General features: G+C 57.1%; 15 protein-coding genes. 13 read left to right on the forward strand and 2 right to left on the reverse strand.

Features of this window, described 5'->3' with window-relative positions:
* Positions 1-128 precede the first annotated feature (128 nt).
* The 5 genes from L861_RS18005 (at position 129) to L861_RS18025 (ending at position 3,553) form a co-directional block, all read left to right on the forward strand.
* Entirely contained in the window at positions 129-395 is a 267-nt protein-coding gene (locus L861_RS18005) for a DUF1127 domain-containing protein (protein WP_016418075.1), read from the forward strand.
* A 175-nt stretch (positions 396-570) separates the two neighbouring features.
* Positions 571-1,263, forward strand: coding sequence for an MgtC/SapB family protein (locus tag L861_RS18010; RefSeq protein WP_016418076.1), 693 nt, complete (start codon positions 571-573; stop codon positions 1,261-1,263).
* 71 nt (positions 1,264-1,334) lie between these two features.
* Positions 1,335-2,261 (forward strand): lipid kinase YegS, encoded by a 927-nt coding sequence (yegS, locus tag L861_RS18015; protein ID WP_016418077.1) that lies wholly within the window; start codon positions 1,335-1,337, stop codon positions 2,259-2,261.
* Positions 2,262-2,446: 185 nt separating this feature from the next.
* Positions 2,447-2,884: a nucleoside deaminase gene (locus tag L861_RS18020; protein ID WP_016418078.1), complete on the forward strand. Its 438-nt coding sequence runs from the start codon at positions 2,447-2,449 to the stop codon at positions 2,882-2,884.
* 84 nt (positions 2,885-2,968) lie between these two features.
* Positions 2,969-3,553, forward strand: coding sequence for a prolipoprotein diacylglyceryl transferase (locus L861_RS18025; RefSeq protein WP_016418079.1), 585 nt, complete (start codon positions 2,969-2,971; stop codon positions 3,551-3,553).
* A gap of 125 nt (positions 3,554-3,678) precedes the next feature.
* On the opposite strand, the gene L861_RS18030 is transcribed toward L861_RS18025, so the two are convergent.
* The gene (locus L861_RS18030) at positions 3,679-3,885 is read right to left on the reverse strand and encodes a cold-shock protein (protein WP_016418080.1); all 207 of its coding nucleotides are present in this window, start codon (positions 3,883-3,885) and stop codon (positions 3,679-3,681) included.
* Between the two features lie 346 nt (positions 3,886-4,231).
* On the opposite strand from L861_RS18030, the gene L861_RS18035 reads away from it, so the two are divergent.
* Together L861_RS18035 and L861_RS18040 are read left to right on the forward strand one after the other, a co-directional pair.
* Positions 4,232-4,654, forward strand: a complete 423-nt coding sequence (locus tag L861_RS18035; protein WP_016418081.1) for a TM2 domain-containing protein — start codon at positions 4,232-4,234, stop codon at positions 4,652-4,654.
* Positions 4,655-4,675: 21 nt separating this feature from the next.
* The gene (locus L861_RS18040) at positions 4,676-5,320 is read left to right on the forward strand and encodes a LysE family translocator (protein WP_016418082.1); all 645 of its coding nucleotides are present in this window, start codon (positions 4,676-4,678) and stop codon (positions 5,318-5,320) included.
* Between the two features lie 45 nt (positions 5,321-5,365).
* Here the strand turns inward: L861_RS18040 and L861_RS18045 are convergent, their stop codons facing one another.
* On the reverse strand, positions 5,366-7,318 hold the full coding sequence (locus tag L861_RS18045) for a transglycosylase SLT domain-containing protein (protein WP_016418083.1): 1,953 nt from the start codon (positions 7,316-7,318) through the stop codon (positions 5,366-5,368).
* Positions 7,319-7,469: 151 nt separating this feature from the next.
* Between L861_RS18045 and L861_RS18050 the strand changes: the two genes are divergently transcribed.
* From L861_RS18050 to L861_RS18075, 6 genes are all read left to right on the forward strand, one after another.
* A complete protein-coding gene (locus tag L861_RS18050; protein WP_016418084.1) occupies positions 7,470-7,787 on the forward strand; it encodes a YkvA family protein in 318 nt (105 codons plus the stop codon).
* Positions 7,788-7,932: 145 nt separating this feature from the next.
* Positions 7,933-8,400 (forward strand): PaaI family thioesterase, encoded by a 468-nt coding sequence (locus tag L861_RS18055; RefSeq protein ID WP_016418085.1) that lies wholly within the window; start codon positions 7,933-7,935, stop codon positions 8,398-8,400.
* A gap of 2 nt (positions 8,401-8,402) precedes the next feature.
* Positions 8,403-8,888 carry a PaaI family thioesterase gene (locus L861_RS18060; protein ID WP_016418086.1) on the forward strand — a complete coding sequence of 162 codons (486 nt, stop codon included), beginning with the start codon at positions 8,403-8,405 and terminating at the stop codon, positions 8,886-8,888.
* Between the two features lie 106 nt (positions 8,889-8,994).
* Entirely contained in the window at positions 8,995-10,899 is a 1,905-nt protein-coding gene (htpG, locus tag L861_RS18065; RefSeq protein WP_016418087.1) for a molecular chaperone HtpG, read from the forward strand.
* Positions 10,900-11,065: 166 nt separating this feature from the next.
* A complete protein-coding gene (locus L861_RS18070; protein ID WP_016418088.1) occupies positions 11,066-11,905 on the forward strand; it encodes a glucosaminidase domain-containing protein in 840 nt (279 codons plus the stop codon).
* Between the two features lie 230 nt (positions 11,906-12,135).
* Entirely contained in the window at positions 12,136-12,735 is a 600-nt protein-coding gene (locus tag L861_RS18075; protein WP_016418089.1) for a cysteine hydrolase family protein, read from the forward strand.
* Positions 12,736-12,832 lie beyond the last annotated feature (97 nt).

A 12,832-nucleotide genomic window follows, 5' to 3' on the forward strand; every position in this document is an offset into this window, starting at 1 on the left:
CTTGCCCGCGAGCCGCCTCTCGACTCTGATCTCATCGGCCGCGGATCTTACCGCGGCCCCGATATCCTCACCGATTTCCCCGTCCCCGATAAGGTCCCTGGCTTCCAACCTGGAAGGGAGACCTCGTTATGACCTTGTTCCGTCGTTTTGCACGCGTTCTTGAACGCCCGATTCGGAAGTACCGCGAACGTCGCAGCTACCAAGCCGTGTCGCATCTCGATGACCACTTGCTGCGCGATATCGGCTTGCGCCGTGAACGGGAAGTGATTGTGCCAATTTATCCCGATGGTGAGCCGCAGGAGCGCGTGCCGGCTTCGACACGGAACAGAGTGGTGAAGCAGAAGGAGAGTGGCGTGACGCGATGCTGTCCACACTGTGGAGCGTCACTGGCTTAGCGGTGCCACGGCTGCAGGAAAGCGGTCGTGGCCAAATGAAGTGTCACAGCTCTGAACCTCGGGAATGAGGTTTGGGGCTGTGAGTCGGCATTGCCGGCGGAAAATGGGATACTGCGCTGACAACCTCTTACTATATGTAAATAACGTTTCGTGAAGCTGGGAGGCGATGACGTCAATGACGGATCACTTGGTGATCGTGGCTTATCTGGGGGCGGCCTGGCTGGCAGGCAGTCTGATCGGACTGGAACGCAGTTATCATGGCCGACCCGCGGGGTTTCGTACCCATGCTTTGGTGTGCTTGGCCTCGGCGCTGCTGATGATGGTGTCCACTCACCAAGGGCAATGGTTTGGAGCCTCCATACCAAGCTCGGCGATCAATACCGACCCCACGCGAATGGCACAGGGGATCATGACCGGTATCGGCTTTTTAGGGGCTGGAGTGATCTTCAAGGAAGGGTTGACGGTACGCGGCCTAACCACGGCAGCCTCGATTTGGGTGACGGCAGCGCTGGGGATTCTCTATGGCATCGGCTTCCTGTTTCCGGCGATTATCGTCACGTTGGTGACTTTGCTGACCCTATCGCTGTTTCGTTGGGCTGAAGCACGTATGCCGAGCCAGCATTTCGCCGATCATGTACTGGCTTTTCCCATCGATTCGACACTCGACGAGGTTCAGATGCGAGCCCTCATCAAGGAGCAAGGCTTTCGCATCAAGTCTCTGAGCTACCGTTTGGTACAACGCGGTACGGTCTTCGAGTACCACATGACGCTGCAGACTCTGGATCGACAGAATCTAAGTCGGTTGGCCGAGCGGCTGCGTCGCGAAGATAACGTGCTGGAATTTCGGCTGTCGCCGCTGGCCGAGTAATGAGAGCTCACTTGTACATCGACAGGCAAAAGGCGAAGCTATACTGGCTACCTTGCTAAAGGATGGCCGAGATGGCGAAGACGTCAGACTCAGCAAGATTGATTCTCAATGGAATGTCAGCCCAGTTGCCCGCCGTCAGGGAAGCCATTTTTTCCCGGCGCCAGCTAGGAAGCAAGCTGGAGGTACAGGTGACCTGGGAGCAGGGCGATGCAGCAAGGTTCGCTCAGCAGGCAGGGCGCGACGGAGTTTCTCGTGTGATTGTCGGCGGCGGAGATGGCACCGTTAACGAGACCGTCAATGGCCTGATGCAGCTTCCAAGGGAACAGCGGCCGCCATTGGCCATTCTGCCCCTGGGTAGTGCCAATGATTTTGCCACCTCCTTGAATTTACCCATGGACCCTGAGTCGGCACTCGATGTTGCCTTCACGGCCTCACCACAACCTGTCGATGTTCCTTGCCTGGGTAATACGTATTACCTGAACATGCTTTCCGCCGGATTCGGAGCCGAGGTTACGTCCTCCACCCCCAAGATGCTCAAGCGCTTATTGGGTGGTGGGGCCTATTCACTGATGGGGCTTGTCAAGGCTTGGCGCTATCAGCCTTACTATGGGCGACTGCGCTGGCCTGAAGGTGAGCGCCGGCTACCTCTTTTTGTGTTAGCCATCGGCAACGGTTCCCACGCCGGTGGCGGGCAATGCTTGACGCCTCAGGCCCATCTCGATGATGGGTTGCTGGATGTGCTGGTCGTGCGCCATTTTTCCTCACTCCACGAGTTGAAGCAGATGCGCGATGAGCTCAAGCGGCTCCCCGAGACCGGGGCGTTCGTTGATTATTTTCAGACCTCACGACTGAGTTTCGACGCGGAAACGCAAGTATCCTTCACGCTTGATGGTGAACTGCAGCAATTTGCCTCTTTCGAGGTGGCCTTGGAGAACGCCGGTTTGGAGCTGCTAGCACCTGCAGAAAGGTGCCAACTGTTCTCCCGCACCTTGCCCTGATCCTGCAACGAGACTGCCGATAAGACTAGCAAGGAGATGAATGATCATGCTGACCCCTTTCTCTGTGGTGAAAAGGCCGTCATGTTCTTTTTCGGTCCCAGTGACAATGCGCCGATGTTCAAGGCATTTCGCGACATCATGGGACAGCTATTCACTACTTGGGGTTGGCCGGAAGGAGTCACACTATGGATGAATTCATGCAGGCCGCTATTGTCGAAGCAAAGAAAGGTGCGGCAGAAGGAGGTGTGCCGATCGGCTCGGTTCTGGTGCATCGGGGGCGTATCATTGGTCGTGGTCATAACCAACGCCAGCAACGAGGCAGTGTGGTGCTGCATGCCGAGATGGACGCGTTGGAGGATGCAGGCCGTCAACCCGCGGTGGTATATCGTGAGTCGGTACTTTATACCACCTTGTCGCCATGCCCGATGTGTAGCGGGGCTATTGTGCTGTATGGCATACCGCGCGTGGTGATAGGAGAGAATCGAACCTTCATGGGAGATGAAGCTCTCTTGCGCTCGAGAGGCGTCACTCTGGAGGTGCTTGATGATTCGGCTTGTCATGCCTTGATGGAGGCTTTCATTCGTGAGCATCCGGATCTTTGGTATGAAGATATCGGTGAATGATTGTTGGCTTGCGAGGTTGTTCGGGCTCTGATGGAATATGCTGCTTGTTTTAGGATGATTTCATGAATCACTGGAGAGGAAGTGATGGCGAATAAACCCTGGATTACGCTCGTTGCGGCGCTGGCTTTGTCTGTGGGTCTGATGGGCTGTGGTGACAATGACGATGATGCCGCTTCCGAGCCGGGCAATGGTGTCGATGAAACCGTTGAGACCCCGCAAGCTCAGGATGCCCCGGAAGAAGAGACACGACCGGAAGGGGGAGAGAGCGGTGACGGTGAGCCTATGGCGGAAGAGCAGGGCGCACCGGCGGAGGACGTGGAGAGTGGCACTGAGCCGATGACCGAAGGGTCCGGTAGTACTGGTGCGGCCTCTTCGACTCAGGATGACAAAACGACCCAGGATGATGCAACGACGCAAAATGACGAAACCACAGCGTCACAGGGCCAAGGACCTGAGCCTACCGAGGAGACCCTTGGCGAAACACCGGATACCATCGACGAACAGTCGGCCATGCCTGGCGAATCCTCAGATGCCGATATCGAGGCGTTCATGGAACAAACCGAGCGGCGTTTCGAGGAGGCAGAGCGTGAGATCGATGAGAAGTTCAAGGAAGCCGAGCGACAGGACCCTGCTGCTGACAACGTCGAGACCGAAGAGCCAGAAAATTGAGAATGACGTTTTCTGACGTATAGGGACGTATAAGCGAAAAAGGTCCACCGAGGTGGACCTTTTCATTACCACTTGCTTAATGCATGAAGCTCTTAGGCAATTGGCGAGTTCAAGACCGTCAACGCTTAGTTGGCGATCTTGATGTTAGCGGCCTGAAGGCCTTTCTTACCTTGAGTGACGTCGAAGGTAACCTTCTGACCGTCCTGCAGGGTCTTGAAGCCTTCAGCCTGAATTTCGGAGAAGTGGGCGAACAGGTCATCACCGCCGTCATCCGGAGAAATGAAGCCGTAACCCTTGGTGTCGTTAAACCACTTGACAGTGCCAGTTGCCATTGTCGATTTCCTTAACTAACTAAATGATGGTGCTGGGCAGGCAAAGGCTTATCCAATGCCCTAGTGCCCGTAGTGCGTGGGTAAGGCAAAGAAGAAGGGCGCACTGGGAGTCTCGAAGGAATCGATCAACAACTGACGACATTCTACTTGCAAACCAACGCAGCGGATGATGCATCAGGGGTAGGGTTGCGTCAAGATAGGCTCCGCCTCCCTTGAACTGATGCCCGCCAAATCACTTTAGATGGAAAAAACAGGCACGTCCAGAAAGTCGATTTGGTAATGTCTCATGTAACGCCTGGCGGGTGGTGGCAGGCAGGAAAGTTCTCGGAATCTATGGGAAGACGTCATGGCGACACTGAGCACGACACCTAGCGGTACTCACAGCAAATTGATCGGCTACCTGTTGTGGCTCTTTGGCTTTCTGGGGGCGCACCGCTTCTACTATGGCAAGCCGGTAACGGGGACCATTTGGTTCTTTACTCTTGGTTTGCTGGGCATTGGCTGGGTAATCGACCTGTTTCTGATCCCTTCCATGGATCGTCAAGCGGATCTGCGCTTTCACGCCGGCCCGATCAATTATTCGCTGGCCTGGGTTCTGCTGACCTTTCTGGGGGTATTCGGTATTCATCGTTTTTACATGGGTAAATGGCTGACTGGCATCCTTTATCTGCTGACGTTAGGGCTGTTGGGACTTGGCGTACTCTACGATTTCTGGACGCTCAACGATCAGATCTCTGTCAGGCATGCCAAGCGTGGCATCTTCAATTGATCGATCGTTCCAGGAGGCATGATGTTTCTGGATGCACAATTTTGGCCTTTCCTCGTTGCCATCACACTGCTGACCATGAGTCCCGGGGTGGACACGCTGCTGGTCATTCGCAATACCACTCGTGGAGGGTTGCATGACGGTGTACTCACCAGCTTGGCGATCTGCAGTGGTTTGTTCGTGCATGCCACGGTATCGGCGCTGGGGATCTCGATCATCCTGCTGCAGTCGGCTTGGGCGTTCGGAGTGCTCAAGCTGGCCGGGGCGGGCTATTTGATCTGGTTGGGAGCGCAGAGTCTACTGAGCGCTCGTCGCAGCAAACCACTGCCGATAGTCGGTGTGTCGGGTTACCGAGCGCGGGTGTCGGTGGGCGTGCCATTGCGCGAGGGGTTTCTGTCCAATGTGCTGAACCCCAAGACGGTGGTTTTCTACATGGCCTTCCTGCCACAATTCATTGCGCCGGGCGATCCAGCGTTAGCCAAGTCTCTTTGGCTGGCTGGAGTGCATTTCGTGATTGCCAATATCTGGCAGATCGCTATCGTCTTGATGGTGGGTAGCGCTGGGAAATGGCTGGCCAAACGTTGGGTGTCGCGTAGCCTGGATGGGGCCACTGGCGCGGTGATGATCGGTTTCGGCTGCAAGCTGGCGTTGGAGCAACGGCCAGCTTGACGCCCTTTAACCTCAGGCCCTCCGTATGCCGAGGGCCTGAACCGTTCACTTTCGAGCTAACAGCGAGGCGTTGTAGCGATTGTTGGTCTCAGCTGCACTCAGCATGGCCACTCCTTGTGGATCTCCTCCGTTGGCCAAACTCTCGAAGATAACACGGTAACTCATGACGGCTTGTACGTAATCGCGCGTCTCGCGATAGGGGATGCTTTCGACGAACAGATCGAACTCATGGTCGGCTTCGCGGAGCCAGCGATCGACACGGCCGGGGCCGGCATTATAGGCAGCGGTTGCGGCCAGGCGATTCCCGCCGTAGCGGTCGAGCATATCGCGAATGTAGGCGCTGCCAAGGCGCACGTTGGTCTCTGGGTCCAGCACGCCATAAGGCCCAGGGTCGGCAATCCCCAGTTGACGGCTCACCAGAGTGGCGGTACCGGGCATCAGTTGCATCAGGCCTCGCGCTCCGGCCGGAGAGAGGGCCTTGGGATTATAAGCACTCTCACGTCGGGCGATGCCCATCAGCAGGTAAGGGTCGACACCGTTGGTACTGCCCCACTTCAGGAAAGTGTCGCGATAGGCTTCGGGAAAACGCCAGTCCAGGGCATTCCACATTTCAGCAGCGATAGTGGTTTGCACCAACATGGCATGCCAGCCTTGGCGGTGCGCATAGTCAGCAAGCGCCTTGGCTTCTTCTTCGCTGGCCTGGGCGGCGGCTGTGTACCACTCGCTGCTGGCCAGCCCCCGCTCACCAATGCGCATCAACGCCTCGGTACGTTGTACCACAGGCCACTGTGCCACCTCGCGCCGATATGCCTCGTTAAAGCCGGCGCGTTCGAGATTCAGGGCATAGGGTTGGCCGAGACGGTCGGCAGCGGCAAAGCCGAAGAAGCTGCGATCATCGGCAGCGGCGGCATAAGCTTGGTTGGCGGTCTGTGTATCTCCGAGCTTCTCGAGAGCACGTCCCAGCCAATATTGCCAACGCGCTTCCTGGCGCGGCTCATCCGGCATCATATGGACCCAGTCGATCACGCCACGCCAGTCGCGCTCGGCAAGGGCTCGGCGAACGCGTAGTTCCAGAAGGTCGGCATCAGCCAAGCGGGGTAGGGCTTCATCGATCCAACCACGGTTGTTGCGAACTTCACGCACCATGGAATAGAAGGCCAGGTCGTGCTCGATACTGTGGCGGTGTTCGGTATCGATCTCCAAGTGAGGGGCGATCTTACGCCAGGCTTCCAAGGCTGCCTCGGTGTCGGCACGCGTGAATCCGTGCATGGCGGCGGCGAACATCGCGCTGCTGCCTTGCCCTTGTGGGCCGACACGGGCCGGAACCTGGGTCACGGCGGCAAAGTCACGCCGCAACCGCTCCACGGCATCGCGTGCATTCTGCCACTCACTACCGAGCATGCGTCCCAGGTAGCTCATGAGCCCCGACTCGCCCTCTTGCCAGGCCAGCATCATACGTTCCCAGACATCCTGATCGCTGATTTCGCCTTTGGCGCGCAAGATGTCGAACAGAGTGTCGCATGCAGAAGGTTGGGAGTGACCGGCATGCCAGAGCTTGCGCCCCCCTGCGGCGGCAGCGGATGGATCGGGCCCCAACAATGCCGTGTAATAGTGACATTGGCGTTCGGTACCACTGGGTTCGCCGTTGCTCACTGCCAATAGACTGTCGTAGCGTCCGCTATTGCCGTAGCGTGAAATGGCTTGCCCACGCATCCACTCGCTCAGAGGAGAGTCGGCATAACGTTCGATGAAGGTCAGTACTTGGCTGGGCTCGACATGGGGCAAGCGCCCGCGTAGACGATGGTATTCCACATAACCCTTCAGGACATGGCCATCGATGGCAGCCTGGTCGACCTTGTCCCACTGTTGATTGCGAGCGGCATTCAGGGCTTCGCGCATGGCGTTGTCATTGGCTTGGACAGTAGCGGTCAACAGTAAGCTGAATGACAGGGTCTGGAACATGGCGCTGAGATAACGGGTGATGGACGGTTGGCGCATGGCGACATGCCTCCGGGGGCTGACGAGTCTCGAATTGGTCCATCCTCGCCGATGATGACACATTTGAGTAGTGTCGCCGTAGCCCGACAGTGGCTTGACTTTCACGGGATCGCGTTACACTGGTGATGCAACGCATTCTGGAGATAGGGACATGGCGAAATGGTTGTTGGGATCCTTGTTTGGCCGTCTCCGCCGACGTGGTTGGGCCGTGCAGCGAATCGGGCGTGCGTTGCGGCTGTTCGTACCCATGACACGTGACGTGGTGATGCGTCGCTATAGGCCGGTGCCTTGGTCGGCGTTTGCCTGGATGGGGCTGGCGTTGGCATATCTGGTCATGCCGTTCGACCTGGTTCCTGATGTCATCCTGTTGACGGGGTGGTTGGACGATGTAGTGATCGTGGGGTGGCTGCTGACGCGAGTCGATCGGCGTTTGACGGCCTATCGTGACTGGAAGGGAGAGGCATCTTGAGTTTTTCTGACCGATGCTTGCCCGTCGTCAGGGAGAAACGTAGAGTTAAACGATCGTTTTGATTTTCGCTTTTGCCGAGGTCCACACTAAGATGGCCATCCCGACAATACCCGACGAGCGCTCCGCCGACAGTTGGAAAGCTGCCATGACGCGGTTTGTACAGGTCATCCCGCATACCCGGGGGTTGGGTCTCGAAGTGTTGGACGTTACACCTCCCACGGTCACCATGCGCTTGCCTTGGCATCGAGATCTGCTTGGAGACGAAACTCGCGATCTGGTGCACGGCGGTGTGCTGAGTATGATGCTGGACACCCTGTGTGGTTCCGCAGTGCTATGTGGTTTGCCAGTGCCGGAAGTCTGCCCGACGCTTGATCTGCGTGTCGACCATTATCGGCCAGGGCTGGCGGGTCATGATCTGCTGGGTGAAGCCCGCGTCGTGAGAGTGACGGAATCAATGGTCTTCATCGAGGGTTGCATCTGGCAACGGGAGGGCCTGCCGATTGCAAGAGGCATTGCCAATTTCGTGCGTTTGGGGCCGCGTAATACCCCAGCCGGCTTTGCGGCGGCCCTGTTCGGTGAAAAGGATAGCCTTGAAAGCGGCCGGGAGATTTGACGATGCAAGAACGTATCTCTTCCCGCGAGTGGCTTGAACGCACTCGTACCAGTGGCGATGTCGACGCCATTCTGGCGCTGGTGCCCTATGCACAACGCATCGGGGTCAGCGCCATGATCGAGCCTCAAGGGCGGCTCTATCGCTTGGCACCGCAACAGGACAACATCGGCAATGTATTGCTGCCGGCTCTACATGGCGGGGTGGTGGCGGCTTTCATGGAAACCGCGGCCTCGCTGGAATTGATGCTGGTGGCAAGAGCCGTGCGGCTACCCAAGGTGATCGACTTTTCTATCGATTACTTGCGAACCGCGAATCTGGTTCCGACTCTGGCGCGTTGTACCGTACTGCGCGAGGGGCGACGCATGGCCAATGTCCAGGTTTGTGCATGGCAGGATGATGCAACGAAACCGATTGCCATGGCACGACTGCACTTGTTGTTAGCCGAACCGCCTGACGTCGATAGTGACGCTATCGCTTCGCATGCTTGAAAAGCGCCTATAGAGCCCCATATTTCCGAACACGTTTCCGAAATACCGACGTGCCGTCCGGTGGCGGACGTCACCCACTGTTTGTGATCGATGAGGGCTCTGTTCCATGACCACTGCTACCCACGAAGAAACACTGGGTTTTCAGACCGAGGTCAAGCAACTGCTTCACCTGATGATTCACTCCCTGTATTCCAACCGGGAGATTTTTCTGCGCGAGCTGATTTCCAACGGCGCCGATGCCTGTGACAAGTTGCGTTATCAGGCGCTCGATAATGATGCGCTCTATGAAGGTGACAGCGAGTTACGTATCGAGATCGAACACGATGCCAAGGCTGGCACTGTCACCGTACGCGACAACGGTATCGGTATGAGCCGCGATGAGGTGATCACCAATCTTGGGACCATCGCCAAGAGCGGTACCGCCGAGTTCCTCAAGCAGCTCTCCGGCGAACAGCAGAAGGACGCCAGGCTGATTGGCCAGTTCGGGGTAGGCTTCTATTCCGGTTTTATTGTGGCGGACGAGGTGACCGTGCGTACCCGGCGCGCTGACCTACCTCATGATGCTGGCGTCGAGTGGCGCTCGAAGGGTGAAGGCGAGTTCACTATTGCCGATATCTCGTACGACGCTCGTGGCACCGAGATCGTGTTGCACTTGAAGAAGGACGCCAAGGAGTTCGCTGACGAATACCGGCTCAAGAGCTTGGTGCGTAAGTACTCCGACCATATCGAGGTACCGGTGCGCATGCCTCGTGTGGACGTTGAGCGAGACGACGACGGCAAGGAGATTCCGGGCACCGAAAAAACGACCTGGGAGACCGTCAATGAGGCCACCGCGTTATGGGTGCGTCCCAAGTCGGAGATCAGCGACGACGAGTACAAAGCATTCTACAAGCACGTGGCTCACGACTTCACCGATCCGCTGACATGGAGCCATAACAAGGTCGAAGGCAAGCTGGAGTACACTAGCCTGCTGTATGTGCCGAGCCGCGCACCTTTCGACCTTTACGAGCGTGATGGTGCCCGAGGCCTCAAGCTATACGTGCAGCGGGTGTTCATCATGGACGATGCCGAGCAGTTCCTGCCGCTCTACTTGCGTTTCATCAAGGGTGTGGTAGACACCAAGGACTTGTCGTTGAACGTGTCCCGCGAGCTGCTGCAGCAGGATCCACAGGTCGACAAGATGAAGGCGGCATTGACCAAGCGTGCGCTCGACATGCTCAAGAAGCTGGCCAAGGACAAGGAGCAGTATCAGAGCTTCTGGAACACCTTCGGTACGGTGCTCAAGGAAGGGCCGGCGGAAGACTACGCCAATCGCGACAAGATCGCCGCTCTGTTGCGCTTCGCCACTTCGCATACCGACACAGCGACTCAGGATCAGTCGCTGGCCGATTACGTGTCGCGCATGAAGGAAGGGCAGCAGAAGATCTACTACATCGTTGCCGACAGTTTCAATGCGGCCAAGCACAGCCCTCACTTGGAGATCTTCCGCAAGAAAGGCATCGAGGTGCTGCTGTTGTCCGATCGTATCGATGAGTGGCTGATGAGCCATCTCACCGAGTTCGAGGGTAAGCACTTCATCGATGTGGCCAAGGGCGAACTCGACCTTGGCGACATCGAGGGCGAGGAAGAAAAGAAGGCGCAGGAAGAGACCGCCAAGGCCAAGGAGGATCTGGTCAAGCGGGTCAAGGAAGCATTGGGTGAGGAGGTGCAGGAGGTCAAGGTCACTCATCGCCTGACTGACTCACCGGCTTGTGTGGTATTGCCAGAGAACGAAATGGGCTTCCAGATGCGGCGCATCATGGAGGCCGCCGGTCAGAAACTGCCAGAGGTCAAGCCAATTCTCGAACTCAATCCCGAGCATGCCCTTATCGGACGCCTCGAGAGCGTCGATGGCCAGGCATTCTCCGACCTGGCAAGAATTCTGCTCGATCAAGCAATCATCGCCGAGGGGGGGCATCTCGATGACCCGGCGGCCTATGTCAAGCGGCTCAATGCATTGCTGACAGCATGATAAGGCGCGATGGCACTACGCCACGATAGCACTATGTGAGATAAGTGCTTGCTAACCCTGCCGGCATGTAGAGCCGGCAGGGTTTATTTTTTTTCGTGGGCAAAAAAACTTAGCGATTGGCACGAATGCTGCTAGTCTTGGGCATTATTTTGTGGAGCGATGGCCCATGCACTCGACCCAACATCGCTGGATCGCACACTTGGCACGACAGCGCCATCGTGCCTTGGCACTCTTGATGGCTGGCCTGATGGTCGGTGTCCTGGCCACTCCGTTGCTGGCCGAAAACTTCGAATCCCATTTGGCGGTGGCTTCCGAGCCCATCGATGGGCTGGAAGTGTACGATGACCTCGATCCCATCAGTGAACTTCCCGACCTGCGCAGTGTGCCAGCCGGTCCCAAACGCAAGGCTGCTTTTTTCGAGTTGCTGGTGCCGATCGTCGAGGCAGAGAATGCTCGTATCCGTGCCGAACGTGATTGGCTCTTGGCAATTGCTGAACGTGGCGCTTCCCTGGATGAATATGAACAGGAACGTCTCATCGAGCTGTGTGAGCGCTATCGTGTGGAGTGCCAAGGAGAGGCAGTGGACAGCCGTCTTTTGAACCGGGTGGACACCTTGCCGCTGGAGTTGGTAGTGATTCAGGCAGTGGAAGAGTCTGGATGGGGTACCTCGCGTTTTGCGCGTCGTGGCAATAACCTGTTCGGCATGCGTTGCTTCACCAACGGCTGTGGCCTTGGACAGCAAGGAAGTGGTCGGCGCTACCAGACCTTTGACAGCGTCCAGGACGCGGTGCGCGCTTATATCCACAATCTCAACACTCACCGCGCCTATGAACGTTTGCGTGTGCGTCGCGCTGAATTGGCTCAGCAAGGGGTGGTTTCGGCCGAAGCCTTGATTGCCACCCTTGACAACTATGCAGTACGGACCGACTACAAGGACGTTCTACTATCGCTATTGCGCACCAATAGTGACTTGATCCGCCGTCATAGCTCCGACGATACAGCGTGATCGAGTGCCATCGCCCAGCGTGTCGTCGAAGCTGCCGAAGAGGGTGACGCCGAGCCTCTGTGCCGGTTTCGTACCTGCCTAACCGCCCCCTTCCGTGAACACCGGGGTTGTCGTCTTGGACGCGACCGCCTTCACGTCACGCCTCTCTCGTGTGCTTGCCCTGGTCATCATAACGAGCAGGCCATGATCTCAGCACCTATGCTGCAAGGATATGACGGCAGGAGGTACACATGGCGAGCCATACTGGCAATGCCCGACTACGCCTCGGCGATGCGCGGGATGAGGGCGCGGCATTGATGATCGTCGATGTGCAGCGGGCCATCGACGATACCCGATACTGGGGAGAGCGCAACAATATCGGAATGGAAGACAATCTGGAGGAATTGCTGGCTTATTGGCGTGGTGGCAATGGGCATATCGTGCATGTGCGGCATTTTTCGCGTACCCCAGGTTCTCCCTACCGTCCCGGCCAGTTCGGGGCCGAGTTCAAGGACTGTGTCATGCCTCGACAAGGGGAGCGGGTGGTGACCAAGCATGTGAGCAGTGCTTTCGTTGGCACCGATCTGGAAAATTGGCTCCGTCATCATGGAGTGTCGCGGCTAGTGGTAGCGGGTGTCGCCACAGCCCACGCTGTCAGCACCACTGTGCGTCATGCTGGGTGCCTGGATTTCGCGGTAACGGTGGCCGCTGACGCATGTGCCTCCTTTGCGGTAAGTGATCGTCGAGGACAGCAATGGGACGCAGAGCAGGTACATGCCTTGAGCTTGGCAGTACTCGATAGCGCCTTTGCCGACATATCCACGACCCACGACATCGTCCAGAATTTCTAAGCTGACATTGGAAGAATTGGCTACTTGGGCGACTTTCACGAAAGGAGTCGTGGGATAAGTGTGACTTGCAAAATGCCAGAATAATGTTTTGTTTATA

This window comes from Litchfieldella anticariensis FP35 = DSM 16096 (genome assembly GCF_000409775.1).
GTDB lineage: Bacteria > Pseudomonadota > Gammaproteobacteria > Pseudomonadales > Halomonadaceae > Litchfieldella > Litchfieldella anticariensis.

What these genes read in the sequence shown, in the direction of transcription:
- L861_RS18005 (WP_016418075.1), top strand. Translation starts at nt 129, where the DNA reads ATGACCTTGTTCCGTCGTTTTGCACGCGTTCTTGAACGCCCGATTCGG.
- L861_RS18010 (WP_016418076.1), top strand. Translation starts at nt 571, where the DNA reads ATGACGGATCACTTGGTGATCGTGGCTTATCTGGGGGCGGCCTGGCTG.
- yegS (WP_016418077.1), top strand. Translation starts at nt 1,335, where the DNA reads ATGGCGAAGACGTCAGACTCAGCAAGATTGATTCTCAATGGAATGTCA.
- L861_RS18020 (WP_016418078.1), top strand. Translation starts at nt 2,447, where the DNA reads ATGGATGAATTCATGCAGGCCGCTATTGTCGAAGCAAAGAAAGGTGCG.
- L861_RS18025 (WP_016418079.1), top strand. Translation starts at nt 2,969, where the DNA reads ATGGCGAATAAACCCTGGATTACGCTCGTTGCGGCGCTGGCTTTGTCT.
- L861_RS18030 (WP_016418080.1), bottom strand. Translation starts at nt 3,885, where the DNA reads ATGGCAACTGGCACTGTCAAGTGGTTTAACGACACCAAGGGTTACGGC.
- L861_RS18035 (WP_016418081.1), top strand. Translation starts at nt 4,232, where the DNA reads ATGGCGACACTGAGCACGACACCTAGCGGTACTCACAGCAAATTGATC.
- L861_RS18040 (WP_016418082.1), top strand. Translation starts at nt 4,676, where the DNA reads ATGTTTCTGGATGCACAATTTTGGCCTTTCCTCGTTGCCATCACACTG.
- L861_RS18045 (WP_016418083.1), bottom strand. Translation starts at nt 7,318, where the DNA reads ATGCGCCAACCGTCCATCACCCGTTATCTCAGCGCCATGTTCCAGACC.
- L861_RS18050 (WP_016418084.1), top strand. Translation starts at nt 7,470, where the DNA reads ATGGCGAAATGGTTGTTGGGATCCTTGTTTGGCCGTCTCCGCCGACGT.
- L861_RS18055 (WP_016418085.1), top strand. Translation starts at nt 7,933, where the DNA reads ATGACGCGGTTTGTACAGGTCATCCCGCATACCCGGGGGTTGGGTCTC.
- L861_RS18060 (WP_016418086.1), top strand. Translation starts at nt 8,403, where the DNA reads ATGCAAGAACGTATCTCTTCCCGCGAGTGGCTTGAACGCACTCGTACC.
- htpG (WP_016418087.1), top strand. Translation starts at nt 8,995, where the DNA reads ATGACCACTGCTACCCACGAAGAAACACTGGGTTTTCAGACCGAGGTC.
- L861_RS18070 (WP_016418088.1), top strand. Translation starts at nt 11,066, where the DNA reads ATGCACTCGACCCAACATCGCTGGATCGCACACTTGGCACGACAGCGC.
- L861_RS18075 (WP_016418089.1), top strand. Translation starts at nt 12,136, where the DNA reads ATGGCGAGCCATACTGGCAATGCCCGACTACGCCTCGGCGATGCGCGG.